The sequence below is a fragment of the Halobacteriovorax sp. GFR8 genome, assembly GCF_050955245.1.
Taxonomy (GTDB): Bacteria; Bdellovibrionota; Bacteriovoracia; order Bacteriovoracales; family Bacteriovoracaceae; genus Halobacteriovorax_A.
In genome coordinates this window covers 2684656-2701806 of the sequence record NZ_JBPBLR010000002.1, presented here as the reverse complement: position 1 = coordinate 2701806, position 17151 = coordinate 2684656, and the positions used below count along the sequence as shown (strand labels likewise).

Genomic DNA, 17151 nt, shown 5'->3' with positions numbered 1-17151 from the left:
ATAGTCTTTATTGGTGGATCTTTCCATCGGGAAGACAAATTGAACAACCACCATCTTCTTCGTTGATATGAGAGGCAATTTCTTCATCCATCATTTCTTTTAATTTCTCAATTGTTTCACTTGAGGCACCAAGGGATTCGATAAGTGTCTGTGATACAGAAGGGATAACTAGCTTGATATCAAGTCCCATCTCTTCTAGCTCTTCCGATTTTTGATATGCACGATCTGCGTCTTCCATTGAAAACTCATATAAGGTAGAATTGGATAGGTTATCAATAATTTTAATGCGGCTAGACATGTGGACTCCCATTACACTTATTGATTAAATGTAACATACGAAGGCTTAATCGTGAAAATTAAAAAACTATTCTTTTTGTCTAATAACCAAATGATGATCACAGCTATCGAGGCGTTAGGTAAGGAAGTTGGCGGAGATTTCTTCACTCTTTCTAATGAAGAAGAGGCCTTTCACTTTATTAGAGATATTGTGCCTGAAGTCATTCTCGTGGACCTTTCAACAATTACGGCCGATACAATAGGGAAAATCGAATCAGAATTCTGTCAGAATATTCCTGTGGTTCAGCTTGTGACAAAGGGAGAAGAGGGTGCTCAACGTGTTATTGAGGCACCTCTAGATATTGCAAATCTTCTTTCAAATCTAGATCGAATTTGTGGAGATTTCAATGGAGAGGGATGAGTTATACATGTATCTTGGCCTGGCCATCATACTTCTTGTAATCATAGGAACATACTATTGGCGATTTCATTCTTAAAAAATATATTCAAAGGAAAAACTATGTCTAAGATTCGTTGTGCTCACATTCTTGTTGATCAAGAGTATGAAGCGAAAGATTTATTAAAGAAATTAGAAGATGGAAAAACTTTTGAAGAGCTTGCAAAAGACTTTTCAAATTGTCCTTCTGGTCAGCAAGGTGGAGATCTTGGTGAGTTTGGTAAAGGAATGATGGTGGCACCATTTGAAAAGGCGGCATTTGCTCTAGAAGTTGGAGAGCTTTCTCCAGTCGTTCGCACGCAATTTGGTTACCACCTAATTAAGAGAATTTCTTAAGCGTCTTTTATTTTTGTTCTGGGCACTTGTTGTCCAGAACGACTATTTGTCCTTCCTTATCATTTAAGACCAAGCAAGATTTTTTTTCATTTTTGATATTCTTAATAATTTCATTATGAATGGCCATGCAATGCCCATAACCTGGAAGTGTAAAAATATCATGTCCGCGAGAGCTATAAAGATTTAATCCGTTGATAAACCCTTGGCAGTCTAGAATGACTTTATCGTAGTTCTTATTTTTGATGGAAAACATGAAGTCCATATCTGTTTTAAAATAAGATTCAACCTCGATCGTTTTTACACCTGCAAGAGCAGACCAAGATAACATAGATAAAATTAGTGCGAGTATGATTTTGTTCATACTCGCTCTTCGGAATAGTAAAATTTATATTTAGTTTTTTACTTAGACTTCGTCTAGAAGGGGATCATGAGGCCCTAGTTCAAACTTTTGTAACCCTAATGGGTTATAAATAAAGTCAGGTACTCTTACTTGATAGTAGATCCCTTTTTCGTGATTACTTGTTCTAATAACGTTAGTTTTTGAAACGACGATTGAGTGGGCCGCTCCTGCATCATATGGAATAAAGAGATCGTAATTATTTTGTTTCTCTAAAAAGAAGTTAACAATATACTCACGTAACTCATCAATTTCTTCAGTATTAAAACTTGAGATCACAAAGCTATTAGGGTGCTTTCTCTTTATAATTGTTTCAGTGATCTTATCATTTAATTTGTCTTTCTTGTTAAAGACGATAAAGCGCTCTTTATCACTTAGGCCTAGTTCATCAAGTACGTTATTTGTTACTTCAAGGTGCTTCTCATAATTAGGGTCACTGATATCACAAGCTATAATGAGTAGGTCAGCCTCAAGTGCTGATTCAAGAGTTGTCTTGAAACCATCAATTAGAGTGTTAGGGAGGTTCGATAAGAAACCTACCGTATCAATGAGAATCATCGGTGGTTTTGTATCTGGGTTTAGCATTCTAAATGTTGAATCAAGAGTTGCGAATAACTTATCTTCTTCAAGTACATTAACTCGGCACAGACGATTCATAAGAGATGACTTTCCAGCATTTGTATAGCCAACGAGTGCCGTTGTAATTGCTTTCTTTGAACGTTTCTTCTTTTGCTCAATACGAGACTTTTCAACTTCTTTAAGTTCTTTTTTATAGAACTCAATACGCTCACGAATGATACGACGGTCGAGCTCAATCTGTTGCTCTCCTTCACCACCGCGAACACCAATACCACCTTTTTGACGGCCGAGGTGAGACCAGAAACCAGCAAGACGTGGAAGAATGTACTGTAGACGTGAGATTTCAATTTGAATACGCGCTTCTTTCGTTCGTGCATGCTCAGAGAAAATCTCAAGAATAATGTGGCAACGATCAACTACAGACATTCCTGTTAGCTTCTTAATATTTCTAATTTGTGAAGAAGTTAACTCACAGTCAAAAACTAGAAGAGTAGAACCTTCTGCTTTTGCATCCATTGCGATTTCTTCCAGTTTACCTGTTCCAAGGATTGTTCCCGGATCAACAGTTTTCTTATTTTGAATATACTGTTCACCTGTTTCAATATCGAGTGTGCGCATTAGTTCTCTCAGCTCTCCAAGTGAGCGAAGAGTATCTTTTTCTGTCGCATGTTCTTTGAACTTTGGACAAACTAATGAGACGAGAGAGGCCTTTGCCTCACGTGAAATAAAAAATTCATTATCAAGCATAAGTAATTTCCACTAATCTGTTATCGATAAGACGTGTTGGTTTACTTCCTACGAAGTAAGCTCCTGCGATAACAATTTCTTTTGTATTTGATTCAACATCTTCTAGATTGGCGCTATCAAGAATTTCAAGATAGTCCCAATTAGAATCCTTAAGGGTTTCTTCAAGGATTTCATTTAACTGAGCTTGAGCATCAACCCAAGTAGTTCTCATTAGAAGATTTTCTAATTCATTAAGTTTATTAGGAAGAAGAAGAGCGTACTCTTTTTCTTCTTTTGTTAAGTAACCATTACGAGATGATAGGGCAAGTCCACTTTCTTCACGCTTAATTGGTACGGTTGTAATATCAATTTCAAGGTTTAAATCATGGGCCATTTTTCTAATGACACAAACTTGTTGGTAGTCTTTTTGTCCAAAAAAGGCCTGACTTGGTTTAATTAAAGTGAAGAGTTGGTAGACTACAGTCGTTACACCACTGAAGTGAGTAGGGCGACTCTGACCGCATAGCTTCTGGGTAATTCCTTCAACTGAGACTGTCGTATTAAAGCCCGCAGGGTAGACCTCACTATTATCTTTTGGAAGAAAAACCACGATGTCATTAACACGATTACCAGCAGTTTCTCTAATTAATTCAAGGTCTTGTTCTGGTGTACGAGGGTAGCTATCGAGGTCTTCGTTTTCTCCAAATTGTTTTGGATTTACGAAAATGGTAACAACTACTTTCTCACAAGTTTCAAGTGCACTTGTCAGAAGGCTCATGTGACCCGCATGTAAGTTACCCATTGTTGCAACAAGGCCAAGTGAGTCGTGAGACACTTCCTTCATTGTTGCAATTAAATCTGATCGCGTTTGAATTAACTTCAAGCTTTAATCCTTTTAAATATTTCTTTTGCTAACTCGATTTTTGATAGCTCGCCAGTAAAGGCAATTTCACCATCGTTAAGGATTGTGTAGTTAGCTTCATTATTTCCGAAACCTTTTCGCTCAGTTTTACAAAGGCCACTATTGACATGTGTTCCAACTAGGAGCTTTGTTGGTTTGCGATTATATTTTGATTCTAAAACTTCTTTTGAAAGATCTGTCTCTGCAGCAAAGCCAACGATTATTTGATGGTCCAGTTTATTGGCAACAACATGTGCAAGAATATCCTGGGCCTTTTCAAACTCAAGGCTTGAAGAAAGGGCCTCTTTTTTTAGCTTACCTTCTGCTGTTTTAAACTTCAGATCACTAATGGCGGCCGTTGAGATATAAGTATCAAATTGATTCTCAAGAGCAAGAACTGCTTCATACATTTCATCTGTTGTTCGAACAGAAATAATCTTAACTCCTGGAAGACTTCTTAGGTATTGAAACTCTGGACAAGAGTTTTGCCCAAGTAAGATTATAGTTTGATTCCCTAGACGAAGTGATTCTTTTGCAATCTCATAACCCGTTTTTCCAGATGAAGGATTTGTGACGAAGCGAACTGGATCAATAGGAGCAACTGTTGCACCAGCTGTAATAACCACTCTTTTTGAGGTTTCATTAATTGAAGGATTAATGGCATCAAAATTTGCTAAGACCTCTTCAACTGCTGGGATTTTACCTGCACCGACATCGCCACATGCAAGTTCACCAGATGCTGGTGGATAAATAAAGACATTACTTTGCTTATTTAGGCGGGCCAATAGATCAATATTTTCTTGTGTGATTGGATTAGTCCACATCGACGTATTCATGGCCGGATAAATTACTGTTTGAAACTTATCCCATCCTGCTAAGAAGACAGAGGTTAGAAGATCATCAGCTTTCCCCATGGCAAGATTGGCAATAGTATTGGCACTCGCAGGGTAGATATGAAGTGAGTCGGCCCATTTTGCCAATTCAATATGAAGCACTGACTTCGTTTCTACACTGGCACTAAAGTCGGATTGAGCGCTGTAAACTTCGGCTGCACCAAGGTAAGTGTAGAGGTCTGCCTGAACAAATTTCGTTGCTCCGCCTGTTAAGATAACCTTTACCTCGTGGCCCTTTTTTACCAGTCCTCTTACAAACTCAATTGACTTGTAAGCGGAAACTGAGCCACATACACCTACTAATATTTTCATATATTTAACTTTCTGGTTGTTAATACTATGTGTCTATCTTATATATGTTTTTAAGGATTTAGGCCATTGAATTTGAAATATCTGAAGGTATTCGGAAGGCCCGTGTAATAAGTAACAAAGGTAAGTTTATGAAATTTGGTAAGTTCTCAATCATCTCACAACGTGACGTACAAGCACTAGGTGATACGCTAGAACTCATCTACATAAATTACGATCATATCGTGTCAATGAAGCCTATTAATATCGTTATGGATGGTGATGTTAAGGAAGGTTATTGGCTACGTCTATCTAATGGCAAGAAGTATCGTGCCATCGAAATTCCTGCTAATTTTAAAAAGAATTTTGTAAGTTAAATAGAGCTTGGTGAATGAGGTTGTTCTGAATTTCACCGTGGTCCTTCAGCTTCTCTGAATCTCCACCCGTTAAAATAACTCTGTGTTGATTGTATTTCCTTACTTGAAGGATGATCATTTCTGTATAGGCTGCGTACGCGTGGGAAATGGCCTGTTTTGTATTGGTCATGTCTGTTAAGTCTATTTCGCTAAGTAGGGGAAGATTGGCGGAAAATTTAGGATATGACTTTAAGTAATTATTTAAACCTAGAAAAATGGGGCCACCAAGATGAGTTCCATTTGTAATTTCATCAAATGTGATAAAGCTTCCCAAATCAACGAGAAGGAGCTTCTCATTTGGAAATTTCTTTTGCAGAAAGTAAGAGATGACTTTACGATCAATTCCTAGTTTTTTTGGATCATAAGATGTTTTGAAATCTTTGATTAGGTCGTTTGCATTAATTGCACTTGCTGGAAGAAGTGGAGTTATTTCTTTAGAAACATTTGAATAGATGACAGAAGAGTTCTCTTTAAATGTAAAATCAAAGTTTCGAATGCTTAATTTCTTAACATCTGTAAGAGTGTCACTTTGAAAAACACCAATTTTAAGAAAAGTGTTACCACTATCAATGGTGTAGGTCTGCATCGTCTGTATCATCCACGTTCTTATTCTTTAGAATATACTCACTAATTAGCTTAAGCTTTTGATCAAAGAAGTTAGCAATAGGTGTACAAAAATTTGGATATTTTCCTGGTCCCATTTTCAGAAGATCATTAATAACAAGAACTTGTCCATCAGTGTTCTTTCCTGCACCAATCCCAATTGTCGGGATTGAAAGCTCTTTTGTAATGATTGTGGCAATCTCATCAGTGACACATTCGAGAACAATTGCAAAACATCCGGCCTCTTCTAAAAGCTTTGCTTCTGCTAGAAGTCTTGCCTTATCTGAGTCATTTTTGCCGTGAGTATAGTATCCACCTTGCTCATGAACACTTTGTGGAGTTAGGCCAATATGTCCCATCACAGGAATACCAGATTGAGTTAATCTTTTGATAATATCGAGTTGGTGAGGATAGGCACCTTCAAGCTTCAGGGCCTCTGCCTGAGTGTCTTGAAAGAGCTTCGTAGCATTCTCAAGGGCCTTGTCAAAAGTTGTATAAGTACCAAAGGGCATATCAACAATCACAAATTTATTTGGTGCACCTCTTCTTACTGCTGCTCCAAAAATGGCCATTTCTGTTAAGCTAACTTGAACTGTCGTATCGTAGCCAAGAACAACATTTCCAAGACTGTCTCCTACAAGAATCATATCAAGTTCTGTTTCGTTTAACATTTGAGCTGTTTGATAATCATAGCAAGTAAGAACTTGAAGTGATTTTCTTGTTTCAGAAAGTTTTGATTTTCTAATTTTTCGAGTTGTTAGCTTCTTCATTCCCATGAACCAATTTCTTTCCAAAGCTATTGTAAACTTTGGTGATATCTAAGTTATTCCACTCACTTATAACCTGAGAGAGCTGCTTTTGGAAATCGGTATGAAGAATTTCACGGGCAAAAGAGCCATTTTCGATATTTTTATAGATTTTATTGAGCTTGTTCTGATATTCATTATCAAATATCAATGACTTGGCCATTTCTCCTCCCATGAAGGCATTAGGGGAGATAAGCTTCATAAACTCTGTAGGGCCAAATTTTATCATGGCATCAGCAATGAGCTTTACCTCATGCCAGCATTCGATATAGGCAATTTCAGGGGAGTGACCTTTTTTGACAAGAGTCTCAAAAGACAGTCTTGCTGCCTGTGGAATAACCGAGCAGAGTATCGATTGCTCTGAAAAGAGATCACAGATTGTTTCTTCTTCAAAACTACTTTTGATTGGGCCAACATTAATTCCCAGATCCTTTGCAAGCTTTAAGAGGCTTTCATCATCACAGTTTACAACTGCAGTTAGGGGAGCCTTCGTTTCATAACCAAATCGTAGCTCACTTGCAATGGACTTAGGCGCTAAAAGAAAGTGCTCATACGCAGGAAACTTTGCTCGTAGGTCTTGGTACATGACACTATAGCCGTGACCGTAAACCAATCTTTGCTTAAAATTCGTATCAGAGAATTGAAGAGAAGTTAAGATTTCTTCATGGGTATCATCTGGTGTAAGGATGATGATAAATTTGAAATTAGCAATTTTGTTATTTGTAATATCAATTGTTGGCAGGCCCATTTTATTTGCTAAAGAAGTTGAGCTACTATTTTGGCGTAGGCCGATAGTAACTTCTCTACCAGAGTCTCTAAGGTTTAATGACCAAGACTTAGCTTGAGAGCCAAAACCAATAATTAAAATATCATTAGAAATATTATCGCTACTATTTTTCATCATAAAAATTAGATATCATGGATTGAAACAATAAGGGAAGTTATGGCACAGGAAGTAATCTATTTTTCTAAGAAAGGTTTAACTGCACGTGATGCATTAATTAATGAGGGAAATCTTTGGGGGAATTCTTTCTTTACGACAATTCTTGTAAAAGGTGGCAAGGCCATCTTTTGGGATCAGCATCGTCAAAGATTGGAGAAGTCATTTCAATATTGTTGGCCTAACGATTTTAATAACTCAATAATTGATGAAGTTCAGCTGGCCACGGCAAAAATACTTGGTGATTTCAGCTCAATCCCTCATGCTTATCTTAGGATCACTTTTTATCGAGAACTCTCTGGAGTAATACAATTTTGGATATGGGCCGTTGAAAAAGATCAGCTTAAAAGTTCATTAAAGTTGAATTCCCATTGCTATTATCCAGATCAAAATTTTCCCGACTTTTTAAAGCGAAGTAATTACCAATACCAATTTCAGTTAAGAAGGGAGAGTCTCGCACTTGGCTATGATGATGTCCTCCTACTTGATCCAGAGTCTTATCTATTGGAACTTCCGACGGCCAATATTATCCTCAAGAAAGGGGATGATTATATAACTCCAGTTGCAGAGTTTGGTGTACTTGATGGAATCTCTCTTGAGAGGGTAAAATTCATGTTAGAAAAGCTAGGACGCCCCCTGAAAGAGATGCGCGTTCATGCGGCCGAGTTGCATGAGTTTGATAGTTGTTTCACAACAAGTTCATTTAATGGCATTAGGCATATTTCAACTATCAACGAAGTAGCATATACTGAAGATACAGAGATTAAAAGTTTAGTTAATGAGTTTTACGGAGAAATTTGGTGACAAAAGTTTTGAAGGTTAAATGTCCTGAATGCTCAAAAGAGTTTAATTATTATTCAAGTGATTTCCGCCCATTTTGTAGTGAAAAATGTAAGATGGTTGATTTAGGAATGTGGCTTACAGAGAATTATACAGTTGCTAGTCAGGAGCCTCTTTCTGATTCTGACTTAGAGGCCGTCATTAAAAAGAGACAGGATGAAGAAGATTACTAAGAGTGAACTTATTGCCATAGAAGGCGAATTAATAAAAATCGCACGTGGTGCCGGAAGAATTTTAAAACCTTTTCAAAAAGATCTTTCAAATCTTTCGATTAGCTACAAAGATGCTCAAGGAGCAGTCTCTGCAGCTGACCATGCATCTGAAGGCTATATTATTAATCAACTCTATAAGCTTCGAGCAGATATTCCTGTGCTGGCAGAAGAAGACTTCTACCACAAGTATCAAGGTGATTATAAACACCTAAAGGAATACCAAGATAGTGACTATCTTTGGGTTATTGATCCACTAGATGGAACAAATAATTTTGTCCACGGATTAGAGCACTACTGTGTATGCCTTTCTCTAACTTACAAGCTACAACCAGTTGTTGGTGTGATTTATATTCCTGAAAAAGGGGAATTCTATTGCGCGACTAAGGGCAATGGAGCCTATCTCATTAAGGGGAAAGAAAAAACTCGACTTAAGAAAACACGTTCAAGAGACCGTGGCTTCCTATTGGCAACTGGCTTTGCTACTGAAAAGGGAAAACCATTCAATGATGAGTTCAAAAAATTTAAAAAAGTCATGATTAATATATCTGCTGTTCGCAGACTTGGTTCAGCGGCCATTGATCTGTGTTATGTCGCTCGCGGGATTTTTGATGGTTTCTGGGAGAAGGGGCTTGCTCCTTGGGATGTGGCCGCTGGAAAAATTATTTGTACAGAAGCTGGTGCTAAAGTAACTGAGTATAATGATCGAGATCATAATATCTTCTCAAAGACAATTATTGTGGGCAGAAATCCGCTTTATGAGAAGTTAAATGAAATGGTCTCTGACTAAAAGACTCTACTTATTTCCTACATTATCGGTTCATTTTTGCTATTTTTTCATATCTTTTAAATGGCGCTGATTATGTTAAAATAATCAAAGGTTTATATATTAAAAGGATTAAAAAGTGACGAATTCTATCACGAGATTATCAAGAGAAATGATGTACGTTAGCGACAACGTTTTTTATATTTTATTCTCTATTCTTATACTTTTAATTTGTGTCATCGTCGTTTATTGGTTTTATACACGAAAACGTATGCAGGAGTTACAACATCAAATTCCAGCGAATGTTTTAAAAAGCTATCTCGACTCAGTTATTCAAAATTCAAACGCTTTAAAATCTTCTCTATTTAGAGGTGGTGGACTGGAGACAGGAGAGGGGATTCCTTCTGTTGTTCCTGGTGGAAGCTTACCAACGGGTAATGTTGACGGAGCTCAGTTAGCAAGTAAGAATGCTGAAATTGCTGCACTAAATGGACAGATCGCAAATAAAGATTCTCTTATTAGAGACCTTGAAGCACAGCTGGGTGCTGTTGAGCAATCGGGAGATAATTCAGATTCTGCTCAAATCATAACAAACCTAAATTCTGAAATTGCCCAACTTAAATCGCAAATCGAAACATTGAAAGCAGCAAGTGAATCTGCTGGCGATAGTAGTGCAGAATTATCTGCTCTTTCATCAGAAAGAGATGAGCTACAGGCAAGACTTAAAGAATATGAAATGATTGAAGGTGATCTTGCTGACCTTAGAAAATTTAAGCAAGAAAACGAACAACTAAAGGCACAATTAGCAGAAGGTGGAGGAGCTCCGTCTAAGCCAGCTCCTGAAGTTGATTTAACTCCTGATGCTGAACCTGAAGTTGATCTCTCTCCTGAACCAGAAGAAGTTGTTGCTCCAGATGAAGCACCTGTTGAAGCTCCTGAACCAGTTGAGGTTCCAGAGCCAGCACCTGATAACTTAATGGCCGAAGCTTCTGAGTTCTTTGAAGAACCAATTGAAGAAGCGACAATGGAAGCAGCTCCTGAGCCAATTGAAGAAGCTGAGGCTCCAGCTCCAGCTCCGGCCGCAGCTGAAGTTGCAGGGGAGAAAGCTCCTGAGAATGAAGCAGCAGATCAGAAATCGGCAGAAGAGCTTTTAAGCGAATTTGAAAAAATGCTTGGTTAAAATTAATCTTTAAAAAAATAGAATAACTTAGACAAGGATGTCTTTTGAAAAAACTACTTCTTATTGCAACATTAATTGTTAGTTTTAACTCGTTCTCTGCTGTAAATCATAAGGCCCATCAAGCGGTGCTAACACAGAAGCTCGAAAGACAATTCAAATACAATTTAAAATCAGCTGATATGGAAAAGCTTAAGAAGCAAGTTTTAAAGCTTAAAGGCAAGTCTGTTGCTGCGCTTATCAATGTAATGAAAGATGAAAAGTATCCAGAGAAAAACCGTTGGATGGCAACTTTCTTACTTGGTAGAGTTATGGGGAAAAAGTCAGCTCCTTTTATTTCTAAGTTTGCAAAGCATCCTAATTGGGTCATGAGAATGGCCGCTCTAAAGTCACTTCTGGCATTAAATCAAACAGATTATAAAGATGTATATAAGCAGTCTTTAAAGGATAATTCTCTTATTGTTCGCTATCAAGCACTGGAGAATGTGAAGAGAATGAACCTTACTGATCTAGCTCCAAATATTTGGGCAATGCTCTATGATAAGAGAAATTATCACATTAATGAAAAGCTTAAATCGACTAAGAGGGCCCATATTGTAAAAGAGATTATTACAACAATAGGGGATTTAAAATTTGAGAAAGCTAAGAAGCCTCTTTTATCAATGATCCAAAAAGAAAAGTATTCTGATATCCACAGAGAAATTTCTGAAACTCTAGAGAAGATTACTGGTCGAAAAGCTCCAAATGGTAATCTTAAAGAAAAGAAGCGTTTCTGGTCTAAGATCTCTCAAGCGACTGTTGTTATTCGCTAGTATTCAAAATGATTTATTTGAAATGATGGGTGATGAAACTTAAAGGCGTGTCCTTTTGGTTTTATCACGACAATCTCTTTTTCCTCAATATGAGTTTTTTTCTGAGCATCTAAGACACTGATAAATTGCTTTAACTCATTTTGTGATGGAGTGTTAGGGATTGAGCTAAAGATGATATTGAGTTGTTCACCATAGTTCTTCGAAAAGAAGAAGTGACTTGCCCCATCTTTAATTAGGTCTTTATTCTTTGATTTTAAGATTCTTTCTTCTAGAGTGCCATCAACAAGGTGGTTCATGGCCTCAAGAATTTGGGACGAACTCTCTTGTTGTTGATCGTAAAGGCAAATGACTGCGCCAATTCTTTCATTTATCAATGTGAAGAGTTCGTGTTTTAGTGCCATTATTATTGTGCTTTACTGATTTTATCTAGGATACCGTTTACAAAGCTCTTTGATTCTTCTTTTCCATAACTCTTAACAAGATTGATGTACTCATTAATTGCTACGTTATTTGGAGTTTCTTCAAATTTGATTTCGTAAGTACCAAGACAAAGAATTGCTCTTTCAATAGCATCAACAGAGTCAAAGCTTCTCTTTAGAATATAAGTTGAAGCAGTTTCCTTGATCTCTGGAAAGTTTTTAATAACACCAGTGATTAGTTTGTTACCAAAGTTTTGAACACTTGGATTGATATCATTATCATGGTGTTCTTCATCTTCTTTCATGTAAGATTCTTCAAACATTTCAATATCGGCCTTAAGTTTTCCAATATCATTTTTGTACTCTTCAAGTTCTGCTTTGAAGTCCTTTAAAAATAATTTATAGATAAATTTAAAAGCAAAACGACGTGCTGCTGACTTATTGTTGAATGCTTGGTTTTTCACTAGTTGAATCCTTATTTAATAAAAACTTTTCTTTTAAATTTCCAAATTGACCAATGCTCTTTTGTAAACTCTCAATGAATCCATCAATATCTTTGAAGTTCCAATAGAATGAAGCATATCTAACGTAGGCAACAGGGTCTAGCTCGTAGAGCTTTTCCATAACAACTTCACCAACGATCTTAGCAGGAACTTCAATATTGTTCATTTGCGAGAGAGTCATTTCGACATCGTCAATTAATCGGTTGATTTGTGCCGTAGTTAAAGGTCTTTTTTGACAGGCCTTATTGATCCCTTTCGAAATTTTTTCGCGGTTATAAGGCTCACGTCTTTTATCGTTCTTTACAAGTGCCGGTACTTGAAGCTGGAGCTTCTCATAAGTCGTATAACGAAAGTCACAGTTAAGACATGCTCTACGACGACGAACAGCGAGTCCGTCGGACAGGTGTCTCGAGTCAATAACTTTTGTGTTTGGTGTTTGGCAACTTGGGCAATACATATCTATTTCTAGCATATTATGAATGCATTGCATATTCTGATTTTGTAGGTGTGAATAATTACTGTAGGGAAGAGATCTGCCTAAAGTTGTCTTCTAGATCTTCTAGGACCTCGATACCATCTCGGTACAACATAACAGTGAAGAACTCTTGTTTTTCTCCTGTGCGCTGTGTAATTTTGTATGGAGAAACAGCTTCTTGTTTATAGGCATGAGACTTATCCCATTTAATCTGTGGAAAGGATTCAAAGACGAGCTGCGCAAAAGAGACGCGACTTGTATCTGATGGATCCATCTTATAGTCGTATGGCTTCCCAATATTACTGAGGGCCAAAATAATACCTTGTGTTGTTTCCTGATAAGAGAGCTTTCTCTTTCTGATAACTGCAAGATCATCTTGGTTATACATTGAATCGATGCTTTTAAGTTTTATGCCTTCTCGCGTTGTCGTTATAAAGTTAAGCTTCTTTGATTGAATATCCTTTCGATATTTGATGACGTAGGGATGTTTAGATAGGCCAAGCTTTACAATCTCATCCCAAGATCCAATCCAAATGCCAACATTATCCCAAAAGCGATCGACAACAGCGTTATTAAAACTATTCTTGTTATGGGTAAAGACAATATCCATTGGTCTTAGTTGATAGGCTAAGTGTGCCTTCTCTGTTTTGCCAATATAGGTAACTTGGCCACCTTTTAAATTTTCAAATTTAATGGCCTTATTAAAATAGCCTACATAGTAGCTCTTATCCTTTAGTGCCATAGAAGAAATTGTGTTTTGGATTGAAGGTTGTATTTCATTCCATCTCTTTTTCTTATTATAGTTCTTAATCAATTCATTGTAGACAAGTGTTTCTTCAATAAGTGGATTGATGTAATAAGAAATTCTTGTTTTATTTTTTACCTCTTCAAAAATTTTAATATCTCGATAAATTGTGGCAAGTCTAGCAAGCCTCTTGTGAGAAGGGGATTTAACAAGCTTTTGAACGAGGCGCTTATAATAATCACCTAACTCTTTATGCAATGTTATATCTTTTTCGTTTTTAAGTGTTTCACGAATTTTATTCTTTAAAAGAAGATGATTTTCGTAGATTGCAATATTGGCTATATAGCCAACTTTTAATGCCTTGATAATCTCACTCCCTTTAAGGTCGTAAGGGTTAACAATGGCAAAGTCCACATCGCGTTCTCGTCTTTTAAGTTTACGATTTCCTGTGAAATAAATTTCACGACGTTGCTCAACTTGAGTCGTTTGATTTGTGCGAATCTCAAAGCGAGTTGTTGAATCAGTTACCCATGAAATATTTTTTAAAAATGTATTAAGTTCTGCAGTTATTTTTTGATTTGAATCGAAGTATGGAGAGATAAATTTTAAGGAATTCTGTCCTTCTTTCTTTTCTGCCTTCGCAAATTCCATGCGCCATACGAGATTCTTTTCAACAGATTCTTGTAGCTTGTATAAGTTGTCTTTGTTGATTTCAAATTTAGATGGATTGTAATCTGTTGTTGTTGAAGCGATATAGCGAGAAACTGCGGCAGAATACTGATCGTACACCATTTCAATTTGATCGACAGTTGAAGCACAAGACGACAGAAGAGTTGAAACTAAAATGGCCGAAATAAATTTTGAATGAAACTTTCTCACAGTATCCCCATATACTAAATCACATTTAGTTATCGGAAGATTAGTAAGATTTTATTAATATAGGAGGATAGCAGGAAACTATCCTCCATAAAGTATTGAAATTAGTAAACAGGAAACTCTTTACAAAGTTTTTCAACTTGGCCTTTGATGTCTTTAAGGACAGCTTCATTTTCAGCATTTTTAAGTGCTTCAACAATCCAAGTTCCAATTTGTTTCATTTGTTCTTCACCCATTCCACGAGTTGTTAGAGCAGGTGTTCCAAGACGAATTCCACTTGTGACAAATGGAGATCTCGTGTCACCTGGAATCATATTCTTATTACAAGTAATCCCGGCTTCTTCTAGGGCCTTTTCAGCAACCTTACCAGTAACACCAGCAGGGTCTGTTTTCATTAGGATTAGGTGGTTGTCAGTACCGCCAGAAACAATTTCCATTCCAAGGTCAGTAAGCTGCTTTGCTAGCGCTTGGGCATTAGTAATAACTTGTTTTTGGTAATCCTTATATTGGGGATCAAGTGCTTCTTTAAATGAAACTGCTTTTGCTGCAATAACATGCTCTAGAGGTCCACCTTGAATTCCAGGGAAAACATTGAAGTTAATTTTCTTTGCAAGCTCTTCATCGTTAGTCAGGATAATCCCACCACGTGGTCCACGTAGTGTTTTGTGAGTCGTAGATGTAACAATATGTGCATGAGGAAATGGTGAAGGGTGAAGACCAGCAGCAACTAAGCCTGCAATGTGGGCCATATCAACCATTAAGTAAGCACCAACTTCATCTGCAATTTCTCTAAACTTAGCAAAATCAATTGTTCTTGGGTAAGCGGATGCACCAGCAACGATCACTTTTGGTTGGTGTTCTTTAGCTGCTCTTCTTACATCATCGTAATCGATCATTTCTGTTTCTGGATTTAGTCCATAAAACTTCACGTCAAAATATTTTCCCGAGAAGTTAACAGGTGAGCCATGAGTTAAGTGACCACCTTCAGAAAGGTCCATTCCAAGAATTTTATCTCCTGGAGCAATGATTGAAAAATATGCGGCCATATTCGCACTTGAACCTGAGTGAGGTTGTACGTTTGCAAATTTGCATCCAAATAATTCACATAGACGATTAATTGCAAGTTGCTCAACTGAATCAACAACTTCACAACCACCGTAGTAGCGCTTATTTGGTAAACCTTCTGCATACTTATTTGTAAGCACTGAACCTTGTGCTTCCATTACTGCTTTTGATGTATAGTTTTCAGAAGCAATTAATTCTAGTCCTTCTTCTTGTCTTGCTAATTCTTTATTTGTTAATGAGAAAATTTCCTCATCCATTTTTTCTAAGCTATTGGCGTTTTTATGAAACATTCTTTATTCCTCGATTTTCTTCAGTACTAGTGAAGAGTTAGTCGACCCAAAACCAAATGAGTTATTTAGGGCGTATTTAATATCTTTCTTAACTGCAGTGTTTGCAGTGTAGTTAAGATCACATTTTGGATCTTGATTCTCTAAGTTAATCGTTGGAGGAATGATTCCGTGGTGAAGGGCAAGAGCTGTAAAAACAGTTTCAACACCACCTGCTGCACCAAGAAGGTGACCAGTCATTGACTTCGTTGAAGAGATGTTGATTTTCTTAGCATGTTCTTCTCCAAGAACTCTTTTTATCGCACCAGTCTCAGCAACATCTCCAAGTGGAGTAGAAGTTCCGTGTGCATTTACATAATCAATATCTTCTGGCTTTATCCCAGCATCTTCGATTGCTTTTTTCATACAACCATAAGCACCGTCTCCCTCTGGATGTGGAGCTGTAATATGGTGAGCATCAGAAGTTGCTCCATGGCCTACGATTTCAGCATAAATCTTAGCACCTCTTTTAACAGCACTGTCATAGTCTTCAAGAATTAGGACACCTGCACCTTCACCCATAACAAATCCATCACGATCAACATCAAATGGGCGTGATGCTTTAGTTGGCTCATCAACGCGTTTTGAGAATGCTTTCATGTTAATGAAGCCACCCATACCAAGGTTACAGATAACAGCTTCGGCGCCACCAGTGATCATAAGGTCGTGACGTCCTGAGCGAATTTCTTCAACTGCATTTGAGATAGCGTGACACGAAGATGCACATGCTGAAGAAACTGTATAGTTAACTCCCATAAAACCGTGTCTGATACTTAGAACACCAGATGCCATATTTGGGATAATTGCTGGAATGAAGAAAGGCGAAATACGACGAGGACCGCGCTCAACAAATGTCCTTGCTGTTTCTTCTGTGATTGGAAAACCACCAATACCAACACCTAGAATTGCACCAACTTTATACTTATCAAAATCTTCTAGGTTTGCACCTGAGTCTTTTAGCGCTTCTTCTGTGGCATGAAGTGCGAAGTGAATGAAGCGGTCATATTTCTTTGCCTCACGAGCTTCCATGATGCTTTCATCTAATTCGAAGTTCTTAACTTCGCCGGCAATCTTAATTGCAAGATCTGGAATAGGGAAGCTTTCAGCTTCTGAGATTCCTGACTTTCCTTCAATTAAACCATTCCAAACTTCTTGCGTGTTGTGACCTAATCCACAAATTGTTCCAAGGCCTGTGATAACAACACGTTTATTACTTTTGCTACTCATATATATTCCTTTATCTTCCTTTATTTTTTATTCAATTCTTCTAAGTTTTTTTCCTAGTATTTGATAATTTTGCAGGCATTTTGACAAGGCGTA

General features: G+C 37.3%; 22 protein-coding genes. 8 read left to right on the top strand and 14 right to left on the bottom strand.

Annotation, left to right across the window (positions count from 1 at the left end; all coding sequences use genetic code 11):
* Window positions 1-7: 7 nt before the first annotated feature.
* A complete protein-coding gene (locus ACRXC1_RS13560) occupies window positions 8-298 on the bottom strand; it encodes a hypothetical protein (protein ID WP_392858454.1) in 291 nt (96 codons plus the stop codon).
* 51 nt (window positions 299-349) lie between these two features.
* On the opposite strand from ACRXC1_RS13560, the gene ACRXC1_RS13555 reads away from it, so the two are divergent.
* On the top strand, window positions 350-697 hold the full coding sequence (locus ACRXC1_RS13555) for a hypothetical protein (RefSeq protein ID WP_392858456.1): 348 nt from the start codon (window positions 350-352) through the stop codon (window positions 695-697).
* A 99-nt stretch (window positions 698-796) separates the two neighbouring features.
* Entirely contained in the window at window positions 797-1069 is a 273-nt protein-coding gene (locus ACRXC1_RS13550; RefSeq protein ID WP_392910354.1) for a peptidylprolyl isomerase, read from the top strand.
* Between the two features lie 7 nt (window positions 1070-1076).
* Here the strand turns inward: ACRXC1_RS13550 and ACRXC1_RS13545 are convergent, their stop codons facing one another.
* Genes ACRXC1_RS13545 through coaBC form a run of 4 tightly spaced genes read right to left on the bottom strand, consistent with a single transcriptional unit; the run spans window position 1077 to window position 4877 of the window.
* On the bottom strand, window positions 1077-1430 hold the full coding sequence (locus tag ACRXC1_RS13545; RefSeq protein WP_392910352.1) for a hypothetical protein: 354 nt from the start codon (window positions 1428-1430) through the stop codon (window positions 1077-1079).
* 42 nt (window positions 1431-1472) lie between these two features.
* Window positions 1473-2792: a GTPase HflX gene (gene hflX, locus ACRXC1_RS13540; RefSeq protein ID WP_392910350.1), complete on the bottom strand. Its 1320-nt coding sequence runs from the start codon at window positions 2790-2792 to the stop codon at window positions 1473-1475.
* Window positions 2785-3654, bottom strand: a complete 870-nt coding sequence (gene panC / locus ACRXC1_RS13535) for a pantoate--beta-alanine ligase (RefSeq protein ID WP_433659564.1) — start codon at window positions 3652-3654, stop codon at window positions 2785-2787. Before panC ends, hflX begins: the two co-directional genes overlap by 8 nt.
* Window positions 3651-4877 carry a bifunctional phosphopantothenoylcysteine decarboxylase/phosphopantothenate--cysteine ligase CoaBC gene (coaBC, locus tag ACRXC1_RS13530; RefSeq protein WP_433659562.1) on the bottom strand — a complete coding sequence of 409 codons (1227 nt, stop codon included), beginning with the start codon at window positions 4875-4877 and terminating at the stop codon, window positions 3651-3653. The genes panC and coaBC overlap by 4 nt, the downstream gene beginning before the upstream one ends.
* 128 nt (window positions 4878-5005) lie before the next feature.
* Here coaBC and ACRXC1_RS13525 point away from each other — a divergent pair, with 128 nt between their 5' ends.
* Window positions 5006-5230: a hypothetical protein gene (locus ACRXC1_RS13525; protein WP_392910342.1), complete on the top strand. Its 225-nt coding sequence runs from the start codon at window positions 5006-5008 to the stop codon at window positions 5228-5230.
* Here the strand turns inward: ACRXC1_RS13525 and ACRXC1_RS13520 are convergent.
* The 3 genes from ACRXC1_RS13520 to ACRXC1_RS13510 are packed head-to-tail and all read right to left on the bottom strand — an operon-like array spanning window position 5208 to window position 7582.
* Window positions 5208-5855 (bottom strand): type III pantothenate kinase, encoded by a 648-nt coding sequence (locus ACRXC1_RS13520; RefSeq protein ID WP_433659560.1) that lies wholly within the window; start codon window positions 5853-5855, stop codon window positions 5208-5210. The two genes, ACRXC1_RS13525 and ACRXC1_RS13520, sit on opposite strands and share 23 nt — an antisense overlap.
* A complete protein-coding gene (gene panB / locus ACRXC1_RS13515; protein WP_433659558.1) occupies window positions 5836-6642 on the bottom strand; it encodes a 3-methyl-2-oxobutanoate hydroxymethyltransferase in 807 nt (268 codons plus the stop codon). Before panB ends, ACRXC1_RS13520 begins: the two co-directional genes overlap by 20 nt.
* On the bottom strand, window positions 6614-7582 hold the full coding sequence (locus tag ACRXC1_RS13510) for an NAD(P)-binding domain-containing protein (RefSeq protein WP_433659556.1): 969 nt from the start codon (window positions 7580-7582) through the stop codon (window positions 6614-6616). Before ACRXC1_RS13510 ends, panB begins: the two co-directional genes overlap by 29 nt.
* Window positions 7583-7621: 39 nt before the next feature.
* Here ACRXC1_RS13510 and ACRXC1_RS13505 point away from each other — a divergent pair, with 39 nt between their 5' ends.
* The 5 genes from ACRXC1_RS13505 to ACRXC1_RS13485 all read left to right on the top strand — a co-directional run bounded on the left by ACRXC1_RS13505 (window position 7622) and on the right by ACRXC1_RS13485 (window position 11422).
* Window positions 7622-8422, top strand: a complete 801-nt coding sequence (locus ACRXC1_RS13505) for an aminotransferase class IV (RefSeq protein WP_433659554.1) — start codon at window positions 7622-7624, stop codon at window positions 8420-8422.
* Window positions 8419-8631 carry a DNA gyrase inhibitor YacG gene (locus tag ACRXC1_RS13500; protein ID WP_392910330.1) on the top strand — a complete coding sequence of 71 codons (213 nt, stop codon included), beginning with the start codon at window positions 8419-8421 and terminating at the stop codon, window positions 8629-8631. The genes ACRXC1_RS13505 and ACRXC1_RS13500 overlap by 4 nt, the downstream gene beginning before the upstream one ends.
* Complete coding sequence (locus ACRXC1_RS13495) at window positions 8615-9457, top strand: inositol monophosphatase family protein (RefSeq protein WP_433659551.1); 843 nt, start codon at window positions 8615-8617, stop codon at window positions 9455-9457. Before ACRXC1_RS13500 ends, ACRXC1_RS13495 begins: the two co-directional genes overlap by 17 nt.
* Window positions 9458-9572: 115 nt before the next feature.
* Window positions 9573-10613 (top strand): hypothetical protein, encoded by a 1041-nt coding sequence (locus tag ACRXC1_RS13490; protein ID WP_433659549.1) that lies wholly within the window; start codon window positions 9573-9575, stop codon window positions 10611-10613.
* 44 nt (window positions 10614-10657) lie between these two features.
* The gene (locus tag ACRXC1_RS13485; RefSeq protein ID WP_021268203.1) at window positions 10658-11422 is read left to right on the top strand and encodes a HEAT repeat domain-containing protein; all 765 of its coding nucleotides are present in this window, start codon (window positions 10658-10660) and stop codon (window positions 11420-11422) included.
* Here the strand turns inward: ACRXC1_RS13485 and ACRXC1_RS13480 are convergent.
* The 6 genes from ACRXC1_RS13480 to fabF form a co-directional block, all read right to left on the bottom strand.
* Complete coding sequence (locus ACRXC1_RS13480; RefSeq protein ID WP_433659547.1) at window positions 11419-11823, bottom strand: hypothetical protein; 405 nt, start codon at window positions 11821-11823, stop codon at window positions 11419-11421. The genes ACRXC1_RS13485 and ACRXC1_RS13480 overlap by 4 nt on opposite strands.
* A 2-nt stretch (window positions 11824-11825) precedes the next feature.
* On the bottom strand, window positions 11826-12305 hold the full coding sequence (nusB, locus tag ACRXC1_RS13475; RefSeq protein WP_392858481.1) for a transcription antitermination factor NusB: 480 nt from the start codon (window positions 12303-12305) through the stop codon (window positions 11826-11828).
* Window positions 12280-12834 (bottom strand): transcriptional regulator NrdR, encoded by a 555-nt coding sequence (gene nrdR / locus ACRXC1_RS13470; RefSeq protein WP_392858482.1) that lies wholly within the window; start codon window positions 12832-12834, stop codon window positions 12280-12282. Before nrdR ends, nusB begins: the two co-directional genes overlap by 26 nt.
* A gap of 25 nt (window positions 12835-12859) precedes the next feature.
* A complete protein-coding gene (locus ACRXC1_RS13465; protein WP_433659544.1) occupies window positions 12860-14443 on the bottom strand; it encodes a YiiX/YebB-like N1pC/P60 family cysteine hydrolase in 1584 nt (527 codons plus the stop codon).
* A 101-nt stretch (window positions 14444-14544) separates the two neighbouring features.
* On the bottom strand, window positions 14545-15795 hold the full coding sequence (glyA, locus tag ACRXC1_RS13460; protein ID WP_392910318.1) for a serine hydroxymethyltransferase: 1251 nt from the start codon (window positions 15793-15795) through the stop codon (window positions 14545-14547).
* A 3-nt stretch (window positions 15796-15798) separates the two neighbouring features.
* The gene (gene fabF / locus ACRXC1_RS13455) at window positions 15799-17058 is read right to left on the bottom strand and encodes a beta-ketoacyl-ACP synthase II (RefSeq protein WP_433659541.1); all 1260 of its coding nucleotides are present in this window, start codon (window positions 17056-17058) and stop codon (window positions 15799-15801) included.
* Window positions 17059-17151 lie beyond the last annotated feature (93 nt).

What these genes read in the sequence shown, in the direction of transcription:
- ACRXC1_RS13560 (WP_392858454.1), bottom strand. Translation starts at nt 298, where the DNA reads ATGTCTAGCCGCATTAAAATTATTGATAACCTATCCAATTCTACCTTA.
- ACRXC1_RS13550 (WP_392910354.1), top strand. Translation starts at nt 797, where the DNA reads ATGTCTAAGATTCGTTGTGCTCACATTCTTGTTGATCAAGAGTATGAA.
- ACRXC1_RS13545 (WP_392910352.1), bottom strand. Translation starts at nt 1,430, where the DNA reads ATGAACAAAATCATACTCGCACTAATTTTATCTATGTTATCTTGGTCT.
- hflX (WP_392910350.1), bottom strand. Translation starts at nt 2,792, where the DNA reads ATGCTTGATAATGAATTTTTTATTTCACGTGAGGCAAAGGCCTCTCTC.
- coaBC (WP_433659562.1), bottom strand. Translation starts at nt 4,877, where the DNA reads ATGAAAATATTAGTAGGTGTATGTGGCTCAGTTTCCGCTTACAAGTCA.
- ACRXC1_RS13525 (WP_392910342.1), top strand. Translation starts at nt 5,006, where the DNA reads ATGAAATTTGGTAAGTTCTCAATCATCTCACAACGTGACGTACAAGCA.
- ACRXC1_RS13520 (WP_433659560.1), bottom strand. Translation starts at nt 5,855, where the DNA reads ATGCAGACCTACACCATTGATAGTGGTAACACTTTTCTTAAAATTGGT.
- panB (WP_433659558.1), bottom strand. Translation starts at nt 6,642, where the DNA reads ATGAAGAAGCTAACAACTCGAAAAATTAGAAAATCAAAACTTTCTGAA.
- ACRXC1_RS13510 (WP_433659556.1), bottom strand. Translation starts at nt 7,582, where the DNA reads ATGATGAAAAATAGTAGCGATAATATTTCTAATGATATTTTAATTATT.
- ACRXC1_RS13505 (WP_433659554.1), top strand. Translation starts at nt 7,622, where the DNA reads ATGGCACAGGAAGTAATCTATTTTTCTAAGAAAGGTTTAACTGCACGT.
- ACRXC1_RS13495 (WP_433659551.1), top strand. Translation starts at nt 8,615, where the DNA reads ATGAAGAAGATTACTAAGAGTGAACTTATTGCCATAGAAGGCGAATTA.
- ACRXC1_RS13480 (WP_433659547.1), bottom strand. Translation starts at nt 11,823, where the DNA reads ATGGCACTAAAACACGAACTCTTCACATTGATAAATGAAAGAATTGGC.
- nrdR (WP_392858482.1), bottom strand. Translation starts at nt 12,834, where the DNA reads ATGCAATGCATTCATAATATGCTAGAAATAGATATGTATTGCCCAAGT.
- glyA (WP_392910318.1), bottom strand. Translation starts at nt 15,795, where the DNA reads ATGTTTCATAAAAACGCCAATAGCTTAGAAAAAATGGATGAGGAAATT.
- fabF (WP_433659541.1), bottom strand. Translation starts at nt 17,058, where the DNA reads ATGAGTAGCAAAAGTAATAAACGTGTTGTTATCACAGGCCTTGGAACA.